This is a genomic window from Pseudomonas sp. LAMO17WK12:I1 (genome assembly GCF_900177315.1).
GTDB classification, from domain to species: domain Bacteria; phylum Pseudomonadota; class Gammaproteobacteria; order Pseudomonadales; family Pseudomonadaceae; genus Aquipseudomonas; species Aquipseudomonas marginalis.
In genome coordinates this window covers 76550-101940 of sequence record NZ_FWZV01000006.1, presented here as the reverse complement: position 1 = coordinate 101940, position 25391 = coordinate 76550, and the positions used below count along the sequence as shown (strand labels likewise).

The following is a 25391-nucleotide window of genomic DNA, read 5'->3' as shown; positions in this document are numbered from 1 at the left end:
TCTTTCTTTCGCGGTGCTATCAAATTAATGGCACCCGTGGTGGAGGGATTCCCGATGTCTGCCGTTCTCTCGTTGTTACAAAGCCGTCTGTTGCGGCCGGTGTTCGTTACCCTAGGTATCGCTCTTTTGGTGCAAGTGCTGGTGGCGGTCGCTCTCACCCGGAGCACGGTCACGGCGCTGGAGGCCGATTTAGGCAGTCGCCTGGGCATCGACAGCCAGAAGCTGTCCGGTGAATTGGCCCAGGCCGGCAAGGAAGTCACGTCGAGCCTGGACAGCTTGTCCACCAGTACCCGTCAGCGTCTGACCGCCGGGCTTTCCGAGCGCCTGCAGGCAGAGCAGAAACAGTTGCGTGCGACCCTGGAAAAAGACCTGCAAGACTCCGCCAACGATATGGCGCAACTGCTGGCCTCGGTGGCGCCCCGCGCCATGTGGGACAGCGATGTGCCAACGCTGTCCGAGTTTGCCCGACGCGCCCAGCGCAATCCCAACGTGCTGTTCGTGGTCTATGACGACGCGGCGGGTGAGCACCTGACTCGTTATCTGAATCGCGAAAATCCGATCAACAAGGCCTTGCTGGAAAAAGGCCAGGGCGATCGCGCCCTGGACAAAGTCCTGAACGCCGCGAAGAACGATCCTTCGGTGTTCTACGTCGAGGCGTCCATCAGTCCTAACGGCGTGGAGATTGGCAAGGTGCTCATGGGGGTGTCGACCGCGTCGGTCGAGGCCGATCTGCAAGCGCTGGACAAGCGTTTTGCCGCACTGATAGCCAGCGGTGATCAGTTGGTCGGCGACAGCCTCAAAGGTGCCGCGGCGGATAGCGCGGCGGCCATGGGCGCTCGCCTGCAGTCGGCGCAAGCCACTGCGACCCAGATGACCGTCAACACCACCGGCGCCGTGCAGGAGGCTGCCGGCACCTTGCGTTGGCGCATCGGCATGGGGCTGGCGGTGGTCGGTTTCGGCGTATTGCTGCTGATCGCCGTGGTTCTCGGCCGTCGTGTAGTCAATCGCCTGAAACTGCTTATCGCGGCCATGGATGACCTGGCAGCAGGCGAGGGCGACCTCACCAAGCGCGTGCAGATCAACAGCAAGGACGAAATCGGCGACATGGCCTCGGCGGTCAATCGTTTTGTGGATAAGTTGCAACCCATCGTGCGCGAGGCGGGCGATGTGGCCCAGCGTACCGGCGTGGAAATCGGCGCCATGACCTTGCGCAATGCCGGCGCCGATGCGGCCGCTGGCTTGCAGCGTGATGAGGTGGCGGAGAGTTTGCGCGCGCTGTCGCAAATGGCCGACGAGGCCCAGGCCGAAAGCCACGCCATGCAGGCGGCGTTGCAGCAGGTGGTGGATATTCGTCAGGCGACGGACGAGAACTCGCGCACGTCGGCCGAAGTCGGCAGTTTGATCGAAGCGTTGGCGGGGCAGGTCCAGGCCGGGTCCCAGGTTATCGAGCGCCTGGCCCAGCAAAGCGAGCAGATCGAAGTGGTGCTGACGGTCATCCATGGTATCGCCGAGCAGACCAACCTGCTGGCGCTCAACGCCGCCATCGAAGCAGCGCGTGCCGGCGAAACGGGGCGTGGCTTTGCGGTGGTGGCGGACGAAGTGCGTGCGTTGGCCAGCAAGACCCAAAGCTCTACCGGCGATATCCAGGCCCATATCGTCGCGTTGCAGCAGGGCGCTCGGGAGGCGGTGGAAACCATCGGCAAGGCCGGGCGCCAGGCCAACGAAGGTTTGCTGGTGCTGCGCGACAGCGTGCGCTTGCAGCAGACGGTGCAGGCCTCGGTGGAGCAGGTGCATGCAGCGATTGGCCTGGCTACCCGCGCCGCCGAGCATCAGGCCCAGGGCGCCCATGCGGTACGAGGCCGGGTCGAGGTGATCCATGCCCAGGCCGAGCGTGCGGCGCAGGCGGTGGTGGAGACTACCGCCAGTGGCAAGGTGCTGGATGGGTTGGCGGCGCAGTTGAAGGCGAGTCTGGGGCAGTTCCGGGCTTAGCGTCGTCTGTTCAGGTCTCATCGGGGGCTTGCCCCCCGATAGCGATCTCAGCGGCTCAAGTACATCCGAGTTGTCAGCAGATAGACCGGCAACCCCGACACCACGATCAACAGCGCCGCATAAGGCGCCGCCGCCGCAAACTCCACATTCGAGGTGTGCGCCCACACGGCAGTCGCCAAGGTATTCAGCCCGGTGGGGCTGAGCAGCAGCGTCGCCGTCAATTCCTTCATGGCGTCCAGGAACACCAGCGCAAATGCCGCACCCAATGCCGGAAAAATAATCGGCAGCGTCACTCGGCAAAACGCACTGAACGACGATGCCCCCAGCGTGCGTGCAGCCTCTTCCAGTTGCGGTGCGGCTTTGTTCAAGGCCGTGCGGATCGGCGCCTGGGCCAATGGAAGAAACAACAAGGCATAGGCGATCAGCAGCAACGCAGAGGTCTGGTACAGCGCCGGCACGTAATGCAGGGCGAAATACACCAGTGTCAGTGCAATCACCAGGCCGGGCAGGGCGTGCAGCAGGTACGGCAGGCGCTCGGCCCAGATTGCCAGTCGGCCCTTGTAGCGCACCACCAGCAGCCCCACCGGTACCGCCAGCGCCAGGCACAGTGCCGCGCCACCCAGCGACAGCATCAGGGAGGACAGCAATGCCTCGCCAATCTCGGCCATTGGAAATGCCGCCGATGAACCTACCGCCAGCCAATAGCCGAGCATGCCCAAGGGGATGCCGCTGCCGATGATCGCCAGCGCCAGGCAATACACCTGGCCCAGTGGCGCCCACTTGCCCAGTCGCACCTGCTCCCCATGCCGCGCCGCGCCCTGGCCGATGCGCACGTGCCGGCCCTTGCCGCGCACGCGCAGTTCCAGCCACAGCAGGGTCAGGCACATCACCAGCAATACCGCCGAAAGCATCGCCGCATTGGCATTGCTGAATTCCAGCTCGAATTGCTGGTAGATCGCGGTGGTGAAGGTTTGCAGGCCGATGATCGACAGCGCGCCGAACTCGACCAGCATATGCAGGGCAATCAGCAGTGCCCCGGCCAGCAGCGACGGCCACAGCAAGGGCAGGGTGATCCGCAGGAATATGCCCCAGCGATTCAGCCCCAGGGTGCGGGCCGATTCTTCAAGGGAGGGGTCCAGGTTGCGCAAGGTTGCCGCCACTGGCAAAAACACCAGCGGGTATTTGGACAGGGTCATCACCAGGATCGCGCCGCCGAGCCCTTCGAAGTTGGCGCTCAGGGATACCCAGGTGAAGCTGCTGACAAACGCCGGCACCGCGAACGGCAGGCACAGGACCACGCCCCAGAATCGGCGCCCTGGCAGATTGCTGCGTTCCAGCAGCCAGGCCAGGGACAGGCCGATCATGCCGCACGCCACCGTCACGCCGACCATCAGCGCCAGGGTATTGCGCAGCAGCCCGAACACATAGGGGCGCCAGAGCAGATGCACCGCCTGCGCCCAGCCCGCATGCCAGGCCTTCAGCCCGACGTACACCAGTGGCAGCAGGCTCAGGCCAACCAGTAGCAGGACGGGGAGCAGTAGCCAGATCGAAGGGCGCTTGCGGCGCGGGCTGAGCCCCCCGCGCAGGGCGGGGGTGGGTAGCGATGGGTTCATCAGTTCAAGCCAACCTCACGTTCCAGGTCCAGGGCTTCTTCTGCGTTGCCCAGGTCGGCAGGCGTGACTTTCGGCGGCTGCAGTTCGCTGAAGGGCTTAAGGCCGCGGTTGGATTCCATGCCTTTGCGCAGCGGGTACTCGGCCGAGGTAGTGGTAATCACGCGCTGGCCTTCTTCGCTGGCCATGAACGCCAGCAGTTGCTGGGCTTCTTTGGGATGCTTGCTGGACTTCAGCGCGGCCGCCGAAGACACGGTGATCAGGCCGCCGGCATCGCCATCGGTGAAGTAGTGCAGTTGGGAATCGAGGTTGGTTTTTTCTTTCTTCAGGGCAAACCAGTAGTAGTTGTTCACCAGAACGGTGGCTACTTCGCCGTTTTCCACGGCCTTCAGGGCGACCATATTGTTGCTGTACACCTTGCCGAAGGCACGCAGGCCGGTCAGCCATTCTTCGGCGGCTTCACGGCCGTGCAGCTTGATGATCGCCACGGCCTGTTCCTGGAAGGCACCGCTGGTAGGTACGAAGCCGACCTTGCCTTGCCACTCGGGGCCGGCGAAATCCAATACCGACTTGGGCAGGTCTTTCTCGGCAATCAGTTTGGGGTTGAAGGCTACGACGCGGGTGCGTGCGGTCACGCCCATCCAGTCGCCGTTACGACCCACGTAATCCTTGGGCAGGACGTCGAGCGTGCCTGCATCGATCTTGGCCAGCAGGCCTTGCTCGCCAAGTTTGTTCAATGGCGGCGATTCTTCGGTGTAGATCACGTCGGCAGGGGAGCGGTCGCCTTCCTCCACGACTTGGCTGGCCAGTTGGTTGCTGCTGCCCTTGCGTACGTTGACGTGAATACCGGTCCTGGCTTCGAAGGCCTTGGCGAGTTCATCGCCGACTTCTTTGTGTTGGCCGTTGTACAGGGTCAGGGAGACTTTGTCGGCGGAGTAGGCGGCGGGGGAGAGTAGGGTCAGGCCGAGCAGAGTGATGGTCAGGCCACGCAGAAGGGATGTCTTGAGACGGGTATCGCGGATTATCATCCGGGGTTTTCCTCACTTGAGTGCAACAAATCATTGCAAGGATAAACGATAAAACTTCTCAAGTGCGCCAAAGGGGGGAAATTGCTGGTGGAGGTTTTCAAACCCCGGAAACGAAAAAACCCGCTTTCGCGGGTTTGATCTGAATTTGGTGCCCAGGAGAAGACTCGAACTTCCACGACCTTGCGATCACCAGCACCTGAAGCTGGCGTGTCTACCAATTTCACCACCTGGGCATTATCAAGCAACGTTGCCGCTGTTGATGGGGCGAACTATACGGCGGGCTTTTTAATCTGTAAACCCCTGATTCGAAAAATATAAATCGTTTTTCTCGTTAAAAATCAGAAGCCTGAAATGAAAAAACCCGCTTTCGCGGGTTTGATCTGAATTTGGTGCCCAGGAGAAGACTCGAACTTCCACGACCTTGCGATCACCAGCACCTGAAGCTGGCGTGTCTACCAATTTCACCACCTGGGCAGCATCAACAACGTTGCCGTCGTCGATGGCGCGCACTATACGGAGCGGTTTTTTAACTGTAAACCCCTGCTATGAAAAAAACCTGGAAAATTTCGCCAATGGTCGTGCAAGGTGCGCGGCGAGGGCTGTAAAAGGCTTTTAAACGCTTGTTGATGCCTGAAATTTCCCGTTTCAATACGCGTATGCCAAACTAACCCGCATATAGACAAGGTGAAAAATCTCTAATGGCCGATTGGCAGTCCCTCGATCCCGAGGCCGCTCGTGAAGCGGAAAAATATGAAAACCCTATTCCTAGCCGCGAACTGATCCTGGCGCACCTCGCCGATCGGGGTTCGCCTGCTAGCCGTGAGCAGCTGGTCGAAGAGTTCGGTCTGACCACCGAAGACCAGCTCGAAGCCCTGCGCCGCCGCCTGCGTGCCATGGAGCGCGATGCTCAACTGATCTACACCCGCCGTGGCACCTATGCGCCCGTGGATAAGCTCGACCTGATCCTCGGCCGCATTGCCGGCCACCGTGACGGCTTCGGCTTCCTGATCCCGGATGACGGCAGTGACGACCTGTTCATGAGCCCGGCGCAGATGCGTCTGGTGTTCGATGGCGACCGTGCCCTGGCGCGGGTTTCCGGCCTGGACCGTCGCGGTCGCCGTGAAGGCGTGATTGTCGAAGTGGTGTCCCGTGCCCACGAGTCCATCGTCGGCCGCTACTTCGAAGAAGGCGGTATCGGCTTTGTTGTGCCGGATAACCCGAAGGTCCAGCAGGAAGTGCTGATCACCCCGGGCCGCAATGGCGCTGCCAAGGTCGGCCAGTTCGTCGAGGTGAAAATCACCCACTGGCCGACTGCGCGCTTCCAGCCCCAGGGCGATATTGTTGAAGTGGTCGGCAACTACATGGCGCCGGGCATGGAGATCGACGTCGCGCTGCGCACCTACGACATTCCTCACGTCTGGCCTGAGGCTGTGCTCAAGGAAGCCGCCAAGCTCAAGCCGGAAGTCGAAGAGAAGGACAAGGAAAAACGCATCGACCTGCGCCATCTGCCGTTTGTCACGATTGACGGTGAAGATGCCCGCGACTTCGACGATGCGGTCTACTGCGAAGCCAAGCCCGGCAAGCTGCGCCTGTTCTCCGGTGGCTGGAAGTTGTTCGTCGCGATTGCCGACGTCTCCAGCTATGTGAAGATCGGTTCGGCCCTGGATAACGAGGCCCAGGTACGCGGCAACTCCGTGTATTTCCCTGAGCGCGTGATCCCGATGCTACCCGAGCAGCTGTCCAACGGCCTGTGCTCCCTGAATCCGAAAGTCGACCGTTTGGCCATGGTCTGCGAGATGACTATCTCGAAAACCGGCGAAATGACCGATTACCAGTTCTACGAAGCGGTGATCCACTCCCAGGCACGCCTGACCTACAACAAGGTCAGCACCATCCTGGAGCAGCCGAAAACCAGCGAAGCCAAGGCGTTGCGTGGTGAGTACGGGCATGTGGTGCCGCACCTCAAGCAGCTGTACGCGTTGTACAAAGTGTTGCTGGGTGCCCGTCATGTGCGTGGCGCGATCGATTTTGAAACCCAGGAAACCCGGATTGTCTTCGGTTCCGAGCGCAAGATCGCCGCGATCACCCCGACCACCCGTAACGATGCGCACAAGCTGATCGAGGAATGCATGCTGGCGGCCAACGTGGCCACCGCTGAATTCCTGAAAAAGCACGAAATCCCTGCGCTCTACCGTGTACACGATGGCCCGCCACCGGAGCGCCTGGAAAAACTGCGCGCGTTCCTCGGCGAGCTGGGCCTGTCCCTGCACAAAGGCAAGGACGGCCCGACGCCGAAGGACTACCAGGCACTGCTGGCCAGCATCAAGGACCGTCCGGATTACCACGTGATCCAGACCGTGATGCTGCGCTCCCTGAGCCAGGCGGTGTACAGCGCCGACAACCAGGGCCACTTCGGCCTGAATTACGAGGCGTACACCCACTTCACCTCGCCGATTCGCCGTTATCCGGACTTGCTCACGCACCGCGCAATCCGCAGCGTGATCCATTCCAAGCAGAACACCCCGCACGTCAAGCGTGCCGGTGCCATGACCATTCCGAAGGCGCGGATCTACCCGTACGACGAAGCGGCCCTGGAACAGTTGGGCGAGCAGTGCTCCATGAGCGAGCGCCGCGCCGACGAAGCCACCCGCGACGTGGTGAACTGGCTCAAGTGCGAGTTCATGAAGGACCGCGTGGGCGAGTCGTTCCCAGGCGTGATCACCGCCGTGACCGGCTTTGGCCTGTTCGTCGAGCTGACCGACATCTACGTCGAAGGCCTGGTGCACGTCACCGCCTTGCCGGGTGACTACTACCACTTCGACCCTGTGCACCACCGCCTGGCGGGCGAGCGTACCGGTCGCAGCTTCCGTTTGGGCGATACCGTGGAAGTGCAGGTCATGCGCGTCGATCTCGACGAGCGCAAGATCGACTTTGGCATGCCTGACAAGCCCGCCGAAGCGCCGGGCCGTAAAAAGCGTGGCAGCGAGACGACTTCGCCTGCAAGCAAAGGCAAAGGCACTCCCGCCAAAGCGGCAGTTGCAGAGCCCGCTCCAGCCAAGGCCGGGCGCCGTCCAGCAGCCAAGGACAAAGCCCCCGAGGCCTACCGCCCAAGCGACGCGGCGGCGAAAAACGCCGAACTGCGCAAAAGTCGTGAGTTGAAGCAGCAGTTGCTCAACGAAGCCAAAAGCGGTGGTAAAGCGGCGTCTGGGGGAAAGTCCCAAGGGGCGGAAAAGCCGTCGAGCAAGCCCAGTAAACACCGTAAAGGCCCGCCAAAAGCGGGTTCGGCCCCCGCGAAAAGCGGCGGGTCGCGCAAACCTAAGGCCAAGTCATGAGTCTGGAAAAAATCTACGGCGTCCACGCCGTAGAAGCACTGCTGCGTCACCATCCTAAGCGCGTCAAGCAAGTCTGGCTGGCCGAAGGTCGCAGCGAGCCGCGCGTACAGGCGTTGGTCGAGTTGGCCAGCCAAAACAAAGTCGCCATCGGCCAGGCCGAACGGCGTGAAATGGACGTGTGGGTCGAAGGCGTTCACCAGGGTGTGGTGGCGGACGTCAGCCCGAGCCAGGTCTGGGGCGAAGCGATGCTCGATGAGCTGCTCGACCGTACCGAAGGTGCACCGCTGCTGCTGGTGCTGGACGGCGTGACCGACCCGCACAACCTCGGCGCGTGCCTGCGCTCGGCGGATGCTGCGGGTGCGTTGGCGGTGATTGTGCCGAAGGACAAGTCGGCTACCTTGACGCCGGTGGTGCGTAAAGTCGCCTGTGGCGCGGCGGAAGTGATTCCGCTGGTGGCCGTGACCAACCTGGCGCGCACCCTGGAGAAACTCCAGCAGCGCGGCCTGTGGGTCGTGGGCACGGCGGGAGAGGCCGAGGTCAGCATTTATGACCAGGACCTCACCGGTCCGACCATCCTCATCATGGGGGCCGAAGGCAAGGGCATGCGTCGCCTGACCCGTGAACATTGCGATTATCTGGTGCACCTGCCGATGGCCGGTAGCGTCAGCAGCCTGAACGTGTCGGTCGCGACCGGCGTGTGCCTGTTTGAGGCCCAGCGTCAGCGTGGTGCCAAGGCCAAGGCGAAGAAGTAATTCCAAGCCTGGCGTAGAACCAGCATGTGGGAGGGGACTGTCCCCTCCCACATTTGCTTTTGTGGTGCCTGGGCGATTGTTCAAATAATCACCAATCACCTTGCGCCCGTTCTTCCCCTTCTCTACAATTGCGCCCCTTGCCTTCCTGGCAGGCACCGATGTGCCTCCCTGCGGCAAGATCCATAAGTGTCATTCACTCCTTGTCTGACCGTTTTTGAGCGGCAGGCTACAACCCGTAAGGAGCATTCATGCGTCATTACGAAATCATCTTTTTGGTCCACCCGGATCAAAGCGAGCAAGTCGGCGGCATGGTTGAGCGTTACACCAAGCTGATCGAAGAAGACGGCGGCAAAATCCACCGTCTGGAAGATTGGGGTCGTCGTCAACTGGCCTACGCAATCAACAATGTTCACAAGGCTCACTACGTGATGCTGAACGTTGAGTGCACTGGCAAGGCCCTGGCCGAGCTGGAAGACAACTTCCGCTACAACGATGCAGTGATCCGTAACCTGGTCATCCGTCGCGAAGAAGCCGTTACCGGCCAATCCGAGATGCTCAAGGCTGAAGAAAACCGCAGTGAGCGCCGTGAGCGTCGCGACCGTCCTGAGCACGAAGGCGCTGATAGCGCTGATAGTGATGACAGCGACAGCAGCGATAACGCTGACGAGTAATCCACGGACCTTATTAAGGAGCCTATCAAATGGCACGTTTCTTCCGTCGTCGTAAGTTTTGCCGCTTCACCGCTGAAGAAGTGAAGGAGATCGACTACAAAGATCTCAACACTCTGAAAGCCTACGTATCCGAGACCGGCAAAATCGTTCCAAGCCGTATCACCGGTACCAAAGCACGTTATCAGCGTCAGCTGGCTACCGCTATCAAGCGCGCCCGCTTCCTGGCCCTGCTGGCCTACACCGACAGCCACGGCCGCTGAGACCGGGCAGTCGACAAGTAGTAAGGGATTGAATGCATGCGCGCCTTAGCTGAGTTCATCATGCGCGGTCGTGTGCAGGCCACTCTGGTAGTGGCTGGATGTGCAGTGTTGCCGTTGTTGTTCTGGTTGGGTGCCGCCGCGGGTTGCCTTGTGCTCCTGCGGCGCGGTTCGGACGCCTTGAGCGTCCTGGGTCTGGGGTTGTTGTCAGTGTTGGTGAGCTGGCATTTCCTGCAAGACCCGACAGCGCTTCTGGTGCTGTTGGGGAGTTGCAGCCTGGCGTTGGTTTTGCGCGCCGGGCATTCCTGGAATCGCGTGCTGCTGGTCAGCACGGCCGTGGGGTTGTTGTGTGCGGTGAGCCTGGGGACCGTCTTCGGTTCCTTCATCGAGTCGCTGGCGCAGACGTTTCAACACGTCTTGCCGGTGGTGATGGGTGAGTCTTACGAGAAGTTCTCGGCAGATCAGAAAGCAGCACTCGCTTCACTGGCAGTTCCGATGTTGATCATTTCGACAGCGGTTTCGGTGCAGGTCTTTAGTGTGTTGTGCCTGATTCTTGGGCGCTATTGGCAGGCGTTGTTGTATAACCCCGGCGGTTTCGGAAGCGAGTTTCGCGCAATCCGGATCCCCAAGCGTGTTGCGCTGTCACTGCTGGCCGTCATGTGTGTTGCCCCGTTTATCGGGTGGCACACCTTGATCCTGTTGCCGTTGTGCGGTGTGCCATTGTTCTTCGCTGGCTTGTCCCTGATTCACGGGCTTGTCGCGCAGAAAAGACTGGCCAGTTTCTGGCTGGTGGGGATCTACGTCACCGTCCTGCCGCTCATGCACTTGATCGGTCCGTTACTCGTGGTCTTGGCCATTGTCGACAGCCTGATTGATTTTCGCGGACGTTCTGCGCCGAAAGACGCCGATAACGCGAACGGTGAAGGTTAAAAGTTAGAGGATTTTCACATGCAACTGATCCTTCTGGAAAAAGTCGCCAACCTGGGCAACCTGGGCGACAAAGTGAACGTTAAGGCCGGCTACGGTCGTAACTACCTGCTGCCATACGGCAAAGCCACCGCTGCAACCGCTGCCAACCTGGCTGCGTTTGAAGAGCGTCGCGCTGAGCTGGAAAAAGCAGCAGCAGACAAGAAAGCTTCGGCCGAAACTCGCGCTGCCCAACTGGCTGAGCTGGAAGTGACTATCACTGCCACCGCCGGTGACGAAGGCAAGCTGTTCGGTTCGATCGGCACCCACGACATCGCTGATGCACTGACCGCCTCCGGCGTCGAAGTGCAGAAGAGCGAAGTTCGTCTGCCGAACGGCACCATCCGCAACGTAGGCGAATTCGACGTAGCCGTGCACCTGCACGCCGAAGTTGAAGCCACCGTACGCGTTGTCGTGGTAGCAGCTTAAGTCGCACCTAACTGACTGGCACCTCGTGTGCCGGGCAGTTAACATCGGGCACGATCCTGTTTACAGGTCGTGCCTTTTGTTTTTCTACAATCCCCTAATTCCAAGTGGCCATGAACGATATTTCAGCTCCTGAGCAATACGATCTGCAAACCGCTGCCCTGAAGGTGCCGCCGCATTCCATCGAGGCCGAACAGGCCGTGCTCGGTGGCCTGATGCTGGACAACAACGCCTGGGAACGCGTGCTGGATCAAGTCTCGGACGGTGATTTCTATCGTCATGACCACCGTCTGATCTTCCGTGCCATCGCCAAGCTGGCCGACCAGAACTCCCCCATCGACGTGGTGACCCTGGCCGAGCAGTTGGACAAGGAAGGCCAGACCTCCCAGGTCGGCGGCCTGGGCTACCTGGGTGAGCTGGCAAAAAACACGCCGTCCGTCGCCAACATCAAGGCCTATGCCCAGATCGTTCGCGAGCGCGCCACCCTGCGCCAGCTGATTGGCATCAGCACCGAAATCGCCGACAGCGCCTTCAACCCCGAAGGCCGCACCGCCGCCGAAATCCTTGACGAGGCCGAGCGCCAGATCTTCCAGATCGCCGAGGCGCGCCCGAAAACCGGCGGCCCGGTCAGCGTCAACGACCTGTTGACCAAGGCCATCGACCGCATCGACACCTTGTTCAACACCGACAACGCCATCACCGGTATTTCCACCGGCTACACCGACCTCGACGAGAAGACCAGCGGCCTGCAGCCGTCCGACCTGATCATCGTCGCCGGCCGTCCATCCATGGGTAAGACCACCTTTGCGATGAACCTGGTGGAAAACGCCGTATTGCGCAGCGACAAGACCGTCCTGGTGTACTCCCTCGAGATGCCAGGCGAATCGCTGATCATGCGTATGCTTTCTTCCTTGGGCCGAATCGACCAGACCAAGGTGCGTGCCGGTCGCCTGGAAGACGACGATTGGCCGCGCCTGACCTCGGCGGTCAACCTGCTCAACGACCGCAAGCTGTTTATCGATGACACCGCCGGTATCAGCCCGTCCGAGATGCGTGCACGTACCCGCCGCCTGGTACGTGAGCACGGCGACATCGCCCTGATCATGATCGACTACCTGCAATTGATGCAGATCCCGGGCTCCAGTGGCGATAACCGCACCAACGAAATTTCCGAAATCTCCCGGTCCCTCAAGGCCCTGGCCAAGGAATTCAACTGCCCGGTAGTCGCCCTGTCTCAGCTCAACCGCTCCCTGGAACAACGTCCCAACAAGCGCCCGGTGAACTCCGACCTGCGGGAATCCGGAGCGATCGAGCAGGATGCCGACGTGATCATGTTCGTGTACCGCGACGAGGTGTATCACCCCGAGACCGAGCACAAAGGCATTGCCGAGATCATTATCGGCAAGCAGCGTAACGGCCCGATCGGCTTTATCCGCCTGGCGTTCATCGGTAAATACACGCGCTTCGAGAACCTGGCGCCGGGCAGCTACAACTTCGACGACGACGAATAACCCGTCTGTTCAATTCCGACCATTACCGTCGGAATTGGTCAAAATTTGTGCTATATTCCGCGCCCGCGATTTTTCATCTCAACACCGGTCACCGTCATGCAAACAGCCAAGCCGTTATTTGACTATCCCAAGTACTGGGCCGAATGTTTCGGCCCTGCGCCATTCCTGCCGATGAGCAGGGAGGAGATGGATCAGCTTGGCTGGGATTCGTGCGACATCATCATCGTCACCGGTGATGCCTACGTGGACCACCCGTCGTTCGGCATGGCCATCATCGGCCGGCTGCTGGAGTCCCAGGGCTTCCGCGTCGGGATCATTGCGCAGCCGAACTGGCAGTCCAAAGACGACTTCATGAAACTGGGCGAGCCGAACCTGTTCTTCGGCGTCGCGGCCGGCAACATGGACTCGATGATCAACCGCTACACTGCCGACAAGAAAATCCGTTCCGATGACGCCTACACCCCAGGCGGCATGGCCGGCAAACGCCCGGACCGCGCCAGCCTGGTGTACAGCCAGCGTTGCAAGGAAGCCTACAAGAACGTGCCGATCGTACTCGGCGGCATCGAAGCATCCCTGCGCCGCATCGCCCACTACGACTACTGGCAGGACCGCGTGCGCAACTCGATCCTGATCGACGCCACCGCCGATATCCTGCTGTACGGCAACGCCGAGCGGGCCATCGTCGAAGTCGCCCAGCGCCTGTCGTGGGGCCACAAGATCGAAGACATTACCGATGTGCGCGGCACCGCGTTCATCCGTCGCGATACCCCAGCCGGCTGGTACGAAGTGGATTCCACACGTATCGACCGCCCGGGCAAGGTCGACAAGATCATCAACCCGTACGTCAACACCCAGGACACCCAGGCCTGCGCCATCGAGCAGGAAAAGGGGCCGGTCGATGATCCGGAAGAAGCCAAGGTCGTGCAGATCCTGGCCAGCCCGCGCATGACCCGCGACAAGACCGTGATCCGCCTGCCCTCGGTGGAAAAAGTCCGTGGCGACGCCGTGCTCTATGCCCACGCCAACCGCGTGCTGCACCTGGAAACCAACCCAGGCAACGCCCGCGCCCTGGTGCAGAAGCACGGCGAAGTGGACGTATGGTTCAACCCGCCGCCCATTCCGATGACCACCGAAGAAATGGACTACGTGTTCGGCATGCCGTACGCCCGTGTTCCGCACCCGGCGTACGGCAAGGAGAAAATCCCGGCCTACGACATGATCCGTTTCTCGGTGAACATCATGCGTGGCTGCTTCGGCGGCTGCACCTTCTGCTCGATCACCGAGCACGAAGGCCGGATCATCCAGAACCGTTCCGAAGAGTCGATCATTCGCGAAATCGAAGAGATCCGCGACAAGGTTCCAGGTTTCACCGGTGTGATCTCCGACCTCGGCGGCCCGACCGCGAACATGTACCGCATTGCCTGCAAGAGCCCGGAAATCGAATCCGCGTGCCGCAAGCCGTCGTGCGTGTTCCCCGGTATCTGCCCGAACCTGAACACCGACCACTCGTCGTTGATCCAGTTGTACCGCAGCGCCCGTGCATTGCCGGGGGTGAAGAAGATCCTGATCGCTTCCGGCCTGCGCTACGACCTCGCGGTCGAGTCGCCGGAATACGTCAAGGAGCTGGTCACCCACCACGTCGGTGGCTACCTCAAGATCGCCCCGGAACACACCGAGGAAGGTCCGCTCAACCAGATGATGAAGCCGGGCATCGGCAGCTATGACAAGTTCAAGCGCATGTTCGAGAAGTACACCAAGGAAGCGGGCAAGGAGCAGTACCTGATCCCGTACTTCATCGCCGCCCACCCGGGCACCACCGATGAAGACATGATGAACCTGGCCCTGTGGCTCAAGGGCAACGGCTTCCGCGCCGACCAGGTGCAGGCGTTCTACCCGTCGCCGATGGCCACCGCCACCGCGATGTATCACTCGGGCAAGAACCCGCTGCGCAAGGTCACCTATAAGAGCGACGCGGTGACCATCGTCAAGAGCGAAGAGCAGCGCCGCCTGCACAAGGCGTTCCTGCGCTATCACGACCCGAAGGGCTGGCCGATGCTGCGTGAAGCGCTGACCCGCATGGGCCGTGCCGACCTGATCGGGCCGGGCAAGGACCAGCTGATCCCGCTGCACCAGCCGAGCACCGACAGCTACCAGAGCGCCCGTCGCAAGAACTCGACGCCGGCTGGCAGCCACAAGGTCGCCAAGGAAACCACCACCAGGATCCTCACCCAGCACACCGGCTTGCCGCCCCGTGGCAGTGACGGCAGCAACCCGTGGGACAAGCGTGAGCAAGCCAAGGCGGCGGCCCAGGCGCGTAACAAGCAGGCGGCCAAGGAACGCAGCGATGCGGCCAAGGGCAAGGGCGGCAAGCCGGCCCGCAAGCCGGTCGTGCCGCGTTGATCGTCGCTTGAAAATGCAAACGCCAGCCTTGTGCTGGCGTTTTGCTTTCTAGGCGGTGGGGAGGCTGTTTGGTAAGGTGGCGCCCATTAAATCGCTATCGGGGGCAAGCCCCCTCCCACATTGGATTGCGAATACAGACAAGTGTCGGAGGGGGCTTGCCCCCGATAGCGTCAGTCCAGTCTCCACCCCTTCAAGGAAGAACACCCCATGGGCAACCCCCTGGCCGGCATCGGCATGGACTCCAACCGCTCCCAGTTCATGGCGCGCCAGCGCATCGAAAGCCAGATCAACCTGCCACGGCTGTTCGCGGCCATCGACGCCGACCCCAGCATCGTCGGCGCGGGGGTGGTGTATATCGACGCTGACTTCAATGTCATTACCCTGCGCGAATTCAAGCCCATCTGCAGCATCAAGCCCAAGCGCATCATTTTGCGTGAAGCGCAGAAGTACATTGCGCCAACACAGTTTGCTCAACATGTCGTGAGCAATCCTCGAGAATCGCGACTGATTGGCGAAGCCGTGAATACCGGAATCTCCTGCTTGGGGGCGGTCATCAGTTGGGCTGCGATCGCCAGTGGAACAATTCTGGTGCCTTTCAGCGCTGGCGCCAGTTCCGTCATCGTTGTAGTGGGGTATGCGGCTGCCGGCGCAAGTACGCTTCAGTGTTTCAACGGCATTGCCCGAACAGCGCTGGAAGTCGCCAAACCGGAGGTCAAGGATTCGCTCGACAGTGAAGGCTGGTACCAGAATGCGTCCATCGTGCTGGACGCCGTATCACTGGCTGGCGTGGGCGCTTCGGCCCTGACGACGGTCAAGCTGGTCAGGGCCGCCAAAGCATCGACGGGCAAGAGCCTGCGTGATGTGCTTCGCGGTTTGAATCGCCAGGAAAGAGCCAAGCTGACGAAAGAGCTGCTGAGCATCAACCATCCCAGCTTGACCGCGAAGATGATCAAATTGAGGCAGGCGTCGGGCGAACTCACCAAGCGTTTCACCCCTACGCAGCTCAAGCACAGCACCACTACCCAGATCAAAGACGTCCTGGGCGCAAGCGTTGGGTTTGGCGGGAGTGCCTACTCCGGAAACGTCAACACCATCGCGATTGGACTGTACGAGGAGGTAAGCGAATGAGCGAATTGATGACGCTACGCGACTTTTTCAGACAATACTTTCTGACGTTTATGAGCGGCGTATTTGCTGCGTGTTTTTCTTTAGCGTTGGCTGTGGCGCTGGCGTTCATCACCTATTTTCGTGATGCGCCGATGGCTCAAGTGGGGCTCAAGATCATGTCTGCCGGGGCGCTGCTCATTCTGTTGACGGTCCATAGCAACTTTATGATTTTGCGGGGCCGACCCTCCTGGGTGTGGGTAATGGTCGGTATCTATGTCGCCTGTCTGCTGTTTGTAGTTCCGATGGTTCAATTCCAGCCTCACAAAGTCCTGTATGGGTTGGCGCTGTTATTCCCATTGCTCGGATTATTGACACTTAACAGCAAGGTTCAGCGAGAGATGCGCATGAAACTCGTGGGAATCCGTCGTATTCGGCAGGCGGTTAAACCAGCCGTAATCGCAAAGCGCAAAACCCGTTGATTGGGTAGATTCGCCACCCATCCTCACATTAACGCCACAAATATGTGCGGCGCCTGCACCACGACACCACCGTTGGCGCCGTTTTGGTGCTGTACTGCACCGGGTCTTACGATAAAGCGCAATGACCGCCGCTCTGGCATAAGTCTTGCGCGCGTTGTGTCCATGCCCTGGCTCGCAGGAGGCCGCCGTGTCGATTCATGTCGCGTTGCACCACGTTACGCATTACCGCTACGACCGCGCGGTCGAACTCGGCCCACAGATTGTGCGTCTGCGCCCGGCGGCCCATAGCCGCACGCGGATTTTGTCCTACGCACTCAAAGTGCTGCCCGAGCAGCACTTCATCAATTGGCAGCAGGACCCCCAGGGCAATTACCTGGCGCGTCTGGTGTTCCCGGAAAAGACCGATGAACTGCGCATCGAGGTTGACCTGGTCGCCGAGATGGCGGTGTTCAACCCGTTCGATTTTTTCCTTGAGCCCTACGCCGAAAAAATCCCCTTCAGCTACGCCGCCGATGAACAGCGCGAACTGGCGCCGTACCTGGAAACCCTGCCGCTGACGCCGAGGTTTGCCGCCTACCTGGCGGGTATCGACCGCACGCCGTTGCCGGCCGTGGACTTCCTGGTGGGCCTCAACCAGCGCCTGGCCGCCGACATCGGCTACCTGATCCGCATGGAACCGGGGGTGCAAACCCCGGAATTCACCCTGGAAAATGCTTCCGGCTCCTGCCGTGATTCGGCCTGGCTGCTGGTGCAATTGCTGCGCAACCTCGGGTTGGCGGCGCGGTTTGTGTCCGGTTATCTGATCCAGCTGACCGCCGACGTCAAAGCCCTCGACGGCCCCTCCGGCACCGAAGTCGACTTCACCGACCTGCACGCCTGGTGCGAAGTGTATTTGCCCGGTGCCGGCTGGATCGGCCTGGATGCCACCTCCGGGCTGTTCGCCGGTGAAGGGCATATCCCGTTGGCCTGTAGTCCCGATCCATCGTCCGCCGCGCCGATCAGTGGGCTGGTGGAACCCTGCGAGTGCGAATTTACCCACGAGATGTCGGTGGAGCGCATCTGGGAAGCGCCACGGGTCACCAAGCCCTACACCGAAGAGCAATGGCTGGCGATCCAGGCCCTGGGCCGGCAGATCGATGGCGACCTGCTCAAGGATGATGTACGCCTGACCATGGGCGGCGAGCCGACCTTCGTCTCCATCGACGACCCTGACGGCGCCGAGTGGAACACCGCAGCCCTCGGGCCGGACAAGCGGCGCTTGTCCGCCGAGCTGTTCCAGCGCATGCGCAAGCACTACGCACCCAAGGGCCTGGTGCACTTCGGCCAGGGCAAGTGGTACCCCGGCGAGCAATTGCCGCGCTGGTCGCTTAACTGCTACTGGCGCCGTGACGGCGTGCCCATCTGGCACAACAGCGCGCTGATCGCCGATGAACAACAGGACTACGGCGCCGATGGCGTAATGGCCGGGCGCTTCCTGGCCAGCGTCGCCGAGCGCCTGAAGTTGCCGGCGCGCTTTGTATTCCCGGCCTACGAAGACAATTTCTACTACCTGTGGCGCGAAGGTGCGTTGCCGCAAAACGTCACGGCCCAGGACCCGCGCTTGAGTGACGAGCTGGAGCGCGAACGCCTGCGCAAGGTGTTCAGCCAGGGCCTGGATAAAGTCATCGGCCAGGTACTGCCGCTGGCGCGTACGGCGGCCAATGACCGCTGGCAGAGCGGGCGCTGGTACCTGCGCGATAACCATTGCCGCCTGGTGCCGGGGGATTCGCCGCTGGGCTATCGCCTGCCGTTGGCCTCGCAGCCGTGGGTGACGGCGGCGGAGTATCCGTTCGTGCACCCCACCGACCCTAACCAGGATCAGCCGGAACTGCCGACCAGTGCGCAACTGCAAAGCCATGGCGAACCCGCGCCGAACGACGAGCGAGTGCCCGAGGTCGACGAGTCCGCCGACTGGCTGACCCGCACTGCCCTGTGTGCCGAAGCGCGGGAAGGGCGCCTGTACCTGTTTATGCCGCCCCTGGAACGCGTCGAGGATTACCTGGAACTGGTGGCCGCCATCGAAGCCACCGCCGAGGAATTGCACTGCCCGGTGCTGCTGGAAGGCTACGAACCGCCGTTCGATATGCGCCTGAGCAACTTCCGCGTTACGCCGGATCCGGGTGTGATCGAGGTCAACGTGCAGCCGTCCGCGACCTGGGACGAGTTGGTGGAACGCACCGAATTCCTCTACGAGGAGGCGCGGCAAACCCGGCTGACCACCGAGAAGTTCATGATCGACGGCCGCCACACCGGCACCGGCGGCGGCAACCACTTTGTGCTGGGGGGCGCGACGCCCAAGGACTCGCCATTCCTGCGCCGGCCCGACCTGCTGCGCAGCCTGATCAGCTATTGGCATAACCACCCCTCGCTCTCGTACCTGTTTTCCGGCCTGTTTATCGGCCCGACCTCCCAGGCACCGCGGGTGGACGAAGCCCGCAACGACGCGCTGTATGAGCTGGAAATCGCCTTTGCGCAAATGCCGCAGCCGGGTGAAGAATGCCCGCCCTGGTTGGTGGATCGCCTGCTGCGCAACCTGTTGATCGACGTGACGGGCAACACCCACCGCGCCGAATTCTGTATCGACAAACTCTATTCGCCGGATGGCGCCACCGGCCGCTTGGGCCTGCTGGAGTTGCGTGCCTTTGAAATGCCGCCCCACGCACGCATGAGCCTGACCCAGCAATTGCTGCTGCGGGCCTTGGTCGCGCGCTTCTGGCGTGAACCCTATGCGCCGCCGAAACTGGCGCGCTGGGGCACCGAATTGCATGACCGCTTCCTGTTGCCGCACTTTATCGAGCAGGACTTTGCCGATGTGATCGTCGAGTTGAACGCCGCCGGTTACCCGTTGCGCGCCGAATGGTTCGCCGCGCACCTGGAGTTCCGCTTCCCCAAGGTGGGCGATTACGCCGTCAGCGGGATCGAGCTGGAACTGCGCCAGGCCCTGGAACCTTGGCATGTGCTGGGCGAAGAGGGCGCGGTGGGCGGCACGGTGCGCTATGTGGATTCGTCCCTGGAGCGCTTGCAGGTGAAGGTGAGCGGGCTGCCGCCGCAACGCTACCTGCTGACCTGCAATGGCATCCCGGTGCCACTGCAACCGACCGGGCGCATTGGCGAGTTCGTCGCCGGCGTGCGTTACCGCGCCTGGCAACCTGCCAACTGCCTGCAACCGACCATCCCGGTGCACGCGCCGCTGGTGTTCGACCTGCTGGACACCTGGATGCAACGCTCCCTGGGCGGCTGCCAGTACCATGTCGCGCATCCGGGCGGGCGTAACTACGACAGCCTGCCGGTAAACGCCAATGAGGCGGAGAGCCGGCGCATGGCGCGGTTTTTCCGTCTCGGCCACACGCCTGGCAAGCTCACCGTGCCGAGTGTTGTGATCAATGACGAATTGCCGATGACCCTGGATCTGCGGCGTCACCCCAATAAAAATGACTAAAAGCGATCACAATGTGGGAGGGAGCAAGCGCCCTCCCACATTAGATTGCAGTGAATTTGAATTAAACTGAGCCCCTTTGCCTCTGCCGAGCGTTCCATGCCCGACTTGCTCGACCAATACCCGCTGACCGCGGGTACTTATCACGAACTGCTGGACGACAGTGGCGCAGTACGCGCCCATTGGCAGCGCTTGCTCGATCACCTGCAACGCAGCACACCCGCGCAACTGGCCCAGCGCCAGGCGCTGCTGACAAGGCAGATCCAGGAAAACGGCGTCACCTATAACGTCTACGCCGACCCCAAGGGCGCCGATCGCCCGTGGGAACTGGACCTGCTGCCCCATGTGCTGGCGGCCGATGAATGGCAGCAGCTGTCAGCCGGTATCGCCCAGCGTGCGCGCCTGCTCAACGCCGTACTGGCGGACCTCTACGGGCCGCAACGCTTGATCAAGGAAGGCCTGCTGCCGGCCGAGCTGGTGTTCGGGCATAACAATTTCCTCTGGCCGTGCCAGGGCATCCAACCGCCTGATGGTGCGTTTCTGCACCTGTATGCCGTGGACCTGGCGCGTACCCCGGATGGCCGCTGGTGGGTCACCGCCGACCGCACGCAGGCGCCTTCGGGCGCCGGTTATGCGTTGGAAAACCGCACCATCGTGTCCCGCGCCTTCCCGGACCTGTACCGTGATCTGCAGGTGCAGCACCTCACCGGTTTCTTCCGCACGCTCCAGGAAACCCTGGCCCGCCAGGCGCCGAGCGATGACCAGCCGCCGCTGATCGTGCTGCTCACCCCTGGGCGTTTCAACGAGAGCTATTTCGAACACCTGTACCTCGCGCGTCAGCTCGGCTACCCGCTGGTGGAAGGCGGCGACCTCACGGTGCGCGACAGCACGGTGTTCCTGAAAACCCTCAGTGGCCTGCGCCGGGTGCACGCGATCATGCGTCGCCTCGACGACGACTTCTGCGACCCGCTGGAGCTGCGCACCGACTCCGCCCTCGGCGTACCCGGCCTGCTCGACGCCGCGCGCCAGGGCAATGTGCTGGTGGCCAATGCCCTGGGCAGCGGCGTGCTGGAATCCCCCGGTTTGCTCGGCTTTCTGCCCAGGATCAACCAGTTCCTGTTCGGCGAAGAATTGCTCTTGCCCTCCATCGCCACCTGGTGGTGCGGTGAGGCGCCGGTGCTCGCCGAAGCCCTGGAGAAACTGCCGGAACTGCTGATCAAGCCAGCGTTTCCGTCGCAAAGTTTCACCCCGGTATTCGGTCGCGACTTGAACGACGAGCAACGCCAGGCCCTGGCCGAACGCATGCGTGCGCGGCCTTACGCCTACGTCGCCCAGGAGCTGGCGCAACTGTCCCAGGCACCGGTGTGGCACACCGTGGAGGATCACCTGCAACACCGCGCCATCGGCATGCGCGTGTATGCCGTGGCCAGCGCGGAGGGCTACCGTGTATTGCCCGGCGGCCTGACCCGCGTGGCGGCCGACGCCGATGCCGAAGTGGTATCGATGCAGCGCGGCGGCGCCAGCAAGGACACCTGGGTGCTGGGCGAACGTGCCAGCAGTGGCGAGCATTGGCGCGCCCAACGCGCGATCGGTGCACACGACCTGGTGCGCCGCGACCCTTATCTGCCGTCCCGCGTGGTGGAAAACCTGTTCTGGTTCGGCCGTTACTGCGAACGCTGCGACGACAGCGCACGCTGGCTGCGCATCGTGCTGGCGCGCTATGTCGACGGCGATGACCCCCTGGCCTTGCAGGCGGCGGTCGAGTTGGGTGAAAACCTGCGCCTGCTGCCGGAGGAGGGCGAGCTGCCCGAGCGTTTGCAGGCGGCCTTGCTCGGCGATGATTGGCCGTCGAGCCTGCGCGCCAACCTGCAACGCTTGCAGTGGGCGGCGTCCCAGGTGCGCGGCAAGCTGTCCCGTGAAAACTGGCAGGCCCTGGTGGAGTTGCAGCGCGAAGCCCTGGAGCTGGAGAGCGAAAGCCCGGATTTTGGTGAGTTGCTGGACTTCCTCAACCGCCTGGTGATGTCCCTGGCGGCGCTGTCCGGGTTTGCTCTGGACGACATGACCCGCGACGAAGGCTGGCGCTTCCTGATGATGGGCCGGCGCATCGAGCGCCTGCAATTTCTCAGCAGCAGCCTGGCGGCATTCCTGCGCGGCGTGGCGGTGTTCGATCAAGCGGGCCTGGAGTGGTTGCTGGAGCTGGGCAACAGCAGCATCACCTACCGCTCGCGCTACCTGGCGGTGCCGCAGCTGATCCCGGTACTCGACCTGCTGCTGCTGGACGAGCAGAACCCCCACGCGGTGCTGTTCCAGCTCAAGCTGGTGAGCCGCACGCTGCGACGTCTCAACGACGATTTTGGTGTGCCTCGGGAAACCGGCCTGGGCCCATTGGTGGAGCGCCTGGCGCGTTTCGACCTGGCGTGCCTGGAGAACCCGTTGTTTGGCGAATCCAGCGTGCGTGCTGCACTTGAAGGCCTGGCCGACCTGCTGCAGGCGGTCGCCGATGAGAGTGGGCAGGTATCGGATCGTCTGGCTTTGCGCCACTTTGCCCATGTGGATGATGTCAGTCAGCAAACGGTGTCGGTGTGATGAGTGCGCGCTACCAGATTTTCCACGATACCCATTACCACTACGACAGCCCGGTGTCCCTGGCCCAGCAGCTCGCGCATTTATGGCCGAGGCCGTGCGCCTGGCAGCGTTGCAGCGCCCAGCAACTGGATATCAGCCCCCCGCCGTCCGCACGCCGGGATGAGCTGGACGTGTTCGGCAACCCGATCACCCGCCTGGCGTTCGAGCGGCCCCATGATGAATTACTGGTGAACGCCGGGCTGACCGTGGAAGTGCTGGCGCGGCCGGTGCTGGATTTCCAGCAGTCGCCCGCCTGGGACCAGACCCGCGACAGCCTGACCTACGGCAGCCAGCCGCTGTCGCTCGAGTTGATCGAAGCCTGTCGCTATCGCTTCGAATCGCCCTACGTGCACTTGAAGAAAACCTTCGTCGAATTTTCCGAAAGCTGTTTTCCCCCTGGCAAACCGTTGCTGTTGGGTGTGCAGGCGCTGATGGAAAAGATCTTCAGTGAATTCACCTTCGATGCCGAAGCCACCCAGGTCGCCACGCCGCTGGTGGAAGTGCTGGAGCGTCGCCGCGGCGTGTGCCAGGACTTCGCCCACCTGATGCTCGCCTGCCTGCGCTCGCGCGGCCTGGCGGCGCGTTACATCAGCGGCTACCTGCTCACCCAGCCACCACCCGGCCAGCCACGGCTGATCGGCGCCGATGCCTCCCACGCATGGGTCTCGGTGTATTGCCCGGTATCGGGGTGGGTGGATTTCGATCCGACGAACAATGTGCAGCCGGCACTGGAGCACATCACCCTGGCCTGGGGCCGGGACTTCTCCGATGTGTCGCCGTTGCGTGGGGTGATTCTGGGGGGAGGGAGCCATGACCCGGAGGTGCGGGTGACGGTGATGCCGCTGGAATAGCAGGGGAGCGTGGTGAGCCGGGGTGGCCTGCTCACCACAACGAAAATTATTCAGCTGGATCTTTTGGTGTTTCAGTCTCGTCGTTCGTTACTTCACCATCAGCATCCGGGTTGAGTGCGCCCGCTTCTTCATCTACCGCGGCTTTCTTGCGTTGCAGTTTTTCCTCTTTCTTCTGTTCCTTGGCCAAGTCTCTCTGACGTTTGGCGAAGGAGTAATTAGGTTTGGCCATGGGCGATCCTCTAGGGTCGAAGGTGAGGGTGGCGGCGCGCAGCTGCCTTGGGACGACATGGTAGCAGCTTCAAGGGGCGCTTGGCCTTCACTTACCGCAGGCGTACGCGGCCAGGAGGCCATTGAACAGTTGGTTGAGGTGCATGGCTCGGGCTCCAGTGGGTGATGGGCCGATCATAGACAGCCTGCGGCACTTTGGCTGGTTGATTGTGTCGATAAGTCTGATAGCCTAAAGTTGTATACAATCTGTTGATTCAGGTCATAAGAATTTTTGCCTGCCTCAGGCACCCTTGTCGCATTACGCGTTGTTTAAACCCTGCCTTGGAGATTCACATGTTTGCCAAACTCGTTGCTGTTTCCCTGCTGACTCTGGCCAGCGGCCAGTTGCTTGCTGCAGAGTGCAAGGTCACCGTCGACTCCACTGACCAGATGTCCTTCAACACCAAGGAAATCACGATCGACAAGAGCTGCAAGACGTTCACTGTCGAGCTGACTCACTCCGGCAGCCTGCCGAAAAACGTCATGGGTCATAACTGGGTGTTGACCAGCGCCGCCAACATGCAGCCGGTTGCCACTGATGGCATGGCCGCTGGCATCGACAAGAACTACCTGAAAGAGGGTGACGATCGCATCATCGCCCACACCAAGATCATTGGTGCCGGCGAGAAGGATTCGGTGACCTTCGATGTCTCGAAACTGGCGGCCGGTACGGATTACGCGTTCTTCTGCTCGTTCCCAGGCCACATTTCGATGATGAAGGGCACTGTGGTCCTGAAGTAAGACCGCGTTATCGTTCATCGGGGGCTTGCCCCCCGATGACTGCCTGCCAATCAACACACCACTATCTGGCTCACCTCACGGCGCAAACGGCATCACCCGCTTGTGCTCGGTCTTGCGGTACGTCTCGCAGATGATCCGGAACGCTTCCTCGCGCACCGGCTCACCGTGCAGGAACGCATCGATCTCGGCATAGGTCACGCCATGTGACGCTTCATCCGGCTTGCCTGGCGACAGGTCTTCCAGATCGGCCGTCGGCACCTTCTCCACCAACGACTCCGGCGCACCAAAGAACCGTGCAATCGCGCGTACCTGGTTTTTCACCAGGCCGCTCAACGGCGCCAGGTCGCAGGCGCCATCACCGAACTTGGTGAAAAAGCCCATCACCGCTTCCGCCGCATGGTCGGTACCGATCACCAGGCCGCTGGCCGCGCCGGCGATGGTGTACTGCGCCACCATGCGCATGCGCGCCTTGGTGTTGCCGAGCACGAAGTCGCGGGACACCGCCGCCTTGCCTTCAAACGCCGCCACTTCATTGGCCAGGGCTTTCACCGCCGGGCCGATATTCACGGTGTGGCGCTCGTCCGGGTCGATAAAGTCCACCGAGGCCTGGGCATCGATTTCATCGAACTGGGTTTCGTAGGGCAGGCGCACGGCGATAAAGCGGTAGGCCTCGTCACCGGTGCGGGAGCGCAGTTCCTGCATCGCGCGTTGGGCCAAGAGGCCGGCAGTCAGGGAGTCGACGCCGCCGCTGATGCCCAGCACCAGTGTCTTGAGCCCGGAATTACGCAGGCAGTCCTGGATAAACGCTACGCGCCGGGCGACCTCGGCCTCGAGGGCGGCCTGGTCCTTGAACGGTGCTTGGACCTTGAGCTGTTCAGCAATCTCACGCTGTACGGCTTGCATG

At 61.7% G+C, this 25391-nt stretch carries 19 protein-coding genes and 2 tRNA genes; 15 read left to right on the top strand and 6 right to left on the bottom strand.

The genetic code is table 11. The features are described from left to right. The first annotated feature begins 54 nt into the window (after window positions 1-54). Window positions 55-1989 (top strand): methyl-accepting chemotaxis protein, encoded by a 1935-nt coding sequence (locus B9N88_RS12880; protein WP_027604895.1) that lies wholly within the window; start codon window positions 55-57, stop codon window positions 1987-1989. 47 nt (window positions 1990-2036) lie between these two features. Here B9N88_RS12880 and B9N88_RS12875 read toward each other — a convergent pair whose 3' ends face one another. The 4 genes from B9N88_RS12875 to B9N88_RS12860 form a co-directional block, all read right to left on the bottom strand. After that, entirely contained in the window at window positions 2037-3602 is a 1566-nt protein-coding gene (locus B9N88_RS12875) for an ABC transporter permease (RefSeq protein ID WP_027604894.1), read from the bottom strand. Further along, entirely contained in the window at window positions 3602-4627 is a 1026-nt protein-coding gene (locus B9N88_RS12870) for an iron ABC transporter substrate-binding protein (RefSeq protein ID WP_027604893.1), read from the bottom strand. Before B9N88_RS12870 ends, B9N88_RS12875 begins: the two co-directional genes overlap by 1 nt. 146 nt (window positions 4628-4773) lie before the next feature. After that, window positions 4774-4860, bottom strand: a tRNA-Leu gene (locus B9N88_RS12865). A gap of 154 nt (window positions 4861-5014) precedes the next feature. Next, window positions 5015-5101, bottom strand: a tRNA-Leu gene (locus B9N88_RS12860). 224 nt (window positions 5102-5325) lie between these two features. On the opposite strand from B9N88_RS12860, the gene rnr reads away from it, so the two are divergent. The 13 genes from rnr to B9N88_RS12795 all read left to right on the top strand — a co-directional run bounded on the left by rnr (window position 5326) and on the right by B9N88_RS12795 (window position 23479). After that, on the top strand, window positions 5326-7959 hold the full coding sequence (gene rnr, locus B9N88_RS12855; RefSeq protein WP_027607687.1) for a ribonuclease R: 2634 nt from the start codon (window positions 5326-5328) through the stop codon (window positions 7957-7959). Beyond that, the gene (gene rlmB / locus B9N88_RS12850; protein ID WP_027607688.1) at window positions 7956-8711 is read left to right on the top strand and encodes a 23S rRNA (guanosine(2251)-2'-O)-methyltransferase RlmB; all 756 of its coding nucleotides are present in this window, start codon (window positions 7956-7958) and stop codon (window positions 8709-8711) included. The genes rnr and rlmB overlap by 4 nt, the downstream gene beginning before the upstream one ends. A 248-nt stretch (window positions 8712-8959) precedes the next feature. Continuing rightward, window positions 8960-9382 carry a 30S ribosomal protein S6 gene (rpsF, locus tag B9N88_RS12845; RefSeq protein WP_003171371.1) on the top strand — a complete coding sequence of 141 codons (423 nt, stop codon included), beginning with the start codon at window positions 8960-8962 and terminating at the stop codon, window positions 9380-9382. 29 nt (window positions 9383-9411) lie between these two features. Continuing rightward, entirely contained in the window at window positions 9412-9642 is a 231-nt protein-coding gene (gene rpsR, locus B9N88_RS12840; protein ID WP_003171373.1) for a 30S ribosomal protein S18, read from the top strand. A gap of 36 nt (window positions 9643-9678) precedes the next feature. Continuing rightward, a complete protein-coding gene (locus B9N88_RS12835) occupies window positions 9679-10569 on the top strand; it encodes a YybS family protein (RefSeq protein WP_027607689.1) in 891 nt (296 codons plus the stop codon). An 18-nt stretch (window positions 10570-10587) separates the two neighbouring features. Next, the gene (gene rplI, locus B9N88_RS12830; RefSeq protein ID WP_003171376.1) at window positions 10588-11034 is read left to right on the top strand and encodes a 50S ribosomal protein L9; all 447 of its coding nucleotides are present in this window, start codon (window positions 10588-10590) and stop codon (window positions 11032-11034) included. Between the two features lie 110 nt (window positions 11035-11144). Further along, entirely contained in the window at window positions 11145-12542 is a 1398-nt protein-coding gene (dnaB, locus tag B9N88_RS12825; RefSeq protein WP_017526410.1) for a replicative DNA helicase, read from the top strand. A 96-nt stretch (window positions 12543-12638) separates the two neighbouring features. Further along, window positions 12639-14942: a YgiQ family radical SAM protein gene (locus B9N88_RS12820; RefSeq protein WP_027607690.1), complete on the top strand. Its 2304-nt coding sequence runs from the start codon at window positions 12639-12641 to the stop codon at window positions 14940-14942. Window positions 14943-15149: 207 nt separating this feature from the next. Beyond that, window positions 15150-16070 carry a hypothetical protein gene (locus B9N88_RS12815; RefSeq protein WP_027607691.1) on the top strand — a complete coding sequence of 307 codons (921 nt, stop codon included), beginning with the start codon at window positions 15150-15152 and terminating at the stop codon, window positions 16068-16070. Then, a complete protein-coding gene (locus B9N88_RS12810) occupies window positions 16067-16528 on the top strand; it encodes a hypothetical protein (RefSeq protein ID WP_027607692.1) in 462 nt (153 codons plus the stop codon). The genes B9N88_RS12815 and B9N88_RS12810 overlap by 4 nt, the downstream gene beginning before the upstream one ends. A 187-nt stretch (window positions 16529-16715) precedes the next feature. After that, window positions 16716-20006: a transglutaminase family protein gene (locus tag B9N88_RS12805; protein WP_027607693.1), complete on the top strand. Its 3291-nt coding sequence runs from the start codon at window positions 16716-16718 to the stop codon at window positions 20004-20006. Window positions 20007-20102: 96 nt separating this feature from the next. After that, window positions 20103-22589 (top strand): circularly permuted type 2 ATP-grasp protein, encoded by a 2487-nt coding sequence (locus B9N88_RS12800; RefSeq protein ID WP_027607694.1) that lies wholly within the window; start codon window positions 20103-20105, stop codon window positions 22587-22589. After that, window positions 22589-23479, top strand: coding sequence for a transglutaminase family protein (locus B9N88_RS12795; protein WP_043293780.1), 891 nt, complete (start codon window positions 22589-22591; stop codon window positions 23477-23479). Before B9N88_RS12800 ends, B9N88_RS12795 begins: the two co-directional genes overlap by 1 nt. Window positions 23480-23525: 46 nt before the next feature. Here B9N88_RS12795 and B9N88_RS12790 read toward each other — a convergent pair whose 3' ends face one another. Next, window positions 23526-23708, bottom strand: coding sequence for a hypothetical protein (locus B9N88_RS12790; RefSeq protein WP_027607695.1), 183 nt, complete (start codon window positions 23706-23708; stop codon window positions 23526-23528). 332 nt (window positions 23709-24040) lie between these two features. Here B9N88_RS12790 and azu point away from each other — a divergent pair, with 332 nt between their 5' ends. Beyond that, window positions 24041-24487, top strand: a complete 447-nt coding sequence (gene azu, locus B9N88_RS12785; protein WP_027607696.1) for an azurin — start codon at window positions 24041-24043, stop codon at window positions 24485-24487. A 75-nt stretch (window positions 24488-24562) separates the two neighbouring features. Here the strand turns inward: azu and nadE are convergent, their stop codons facing one another. Next, a complete protein-coding gene (gene nadE, locus B9N88_RS12780) occupies window positions 24563-25390 on the bottom strand; it encodes an ammonia-dependent NAD(+) synthetase (RefSeq protein ID WP_027607697.1) in 828 nt (275 codons plus the stop codon). Between the last annotated feature and the right edge of the window lies 1 nt (window position 25391).

Coding starts and splice junctions, on each gene's coding strand:
- B9N88_RS12880 (WP_027604895.1), top strand. CDS start 55: ATGTCTGCCGTTCTCTCGTTGTTACAAAGCCGTCTGTTGCGGCCGGTG.
- B9N88_RS12875 (WP_027604894.1), bottom strand. CDS start 3,602: ATGAACCCATCGCTACCCACCCCCGCCCTGCGCGGGGGGCTCAGCCCG.
- B9N88_RS12870 (WP_027604893.1), bottom strand. CDS start 4,627: ATGATAATCCGCGATACCCGTCTCAAGACATCCCTTCTGCGTGGCCTG.
- rnr (WP_027607687.1), top strand. CDS start 5,326: ATGGCCGATTGGCAGTCCCTCGATCCCGAGGCCGCTCGTGAAGCGGAA.
- rlmB (WP_027607688.1), top strand. CDS start 7,956: ATGAGTCTGGAAAAAATCTACGGCGTCCACGCCGTAGAAGCACTGCTG.
- rpsF (WP_003171371.1), top strand. CDS start 8,960: ATGCGTCATTACGAAATCATCTTTTTGGTCCACCCGGATCAAAGCGAG.
- rpsR (WP_003171373.1), top strand. CDS start 9,412: ATGGCACGTTTCTTCCGTCGTCGTAAGTTTTGCCGCTTCACCGCTGAA.
- B9N88_RS12835 (WP_027607689.1), top strand. CDS start 9,679: ATGCGCGCCTTAGCTGAGTTCATCATGCGCGGTCGTGTGCAGGCCACT.
- rplI (WP_003171376.1), top strand. CDS start 10,588: ATGCAACTGATCCTTCTGGAAAAAGTCGCCAACCTGGGCAACCTGGGC.
- dnaB (WP_017526410.1), top strand. CDS start 11,145: ATGAACGATATTTCAGCTCCTGAGCAATACGATCTGCAAACCGCTGCC.
- B9N88_RS12820 (WP_027607690.1), top strand. CDS start 12,639: ATGCAAACAGCCAAGCCGTTATTTGACTATCCCAAGTACTGGGCCGAA.
- B9N88_RS12815 (WP_027607691.1), top strand. CDS start 15,150: ATGGGCAACCCCCTGGCCGGCATCGGCATGGACTCCAACCGCTCCCAG.
- B9N88_RS12810 (WP_027607692.1), top strand. CDS start 16,067: ATGAGCGAATTGATGACGCTACGCGACTTTTTCAGACAATACTTTCTG.
- B9N88_RS12800 (WP_027607694.1), top strand. CDS start 20,103: ATGCCCGACTTGCTCGACCAATACCCGCTGACCGCGGGTACTTATCAC.
- B9N88_RS12795 (WP_043293780.1), top strand. CDS start 22,589: ATGAGTGCGCGCTACCAGATTTTCCACGATACCCATTACCACTACGAC.
- B9N88_RS12790 (WP_027607695.1), bottom strand. CDS start 23,708: ATGGCCAAACCTAATTACTCCTTCGCCAAACGTCAGAGAGACTTGGCC.
- azu (WP_027607696.1), top strand. CDS start 24,041: ATGTTTGCCAAACTCGTTGCTGTTTCCCTGCTGACTCTGGCCAGCGGC.
- nadE (WP_027607697.1), bottom strand. CDS start 25,390: ATGCAAGCCGTACAGCGTGAGATTGCTGAACAGCTCAAGGTCCAAGCA.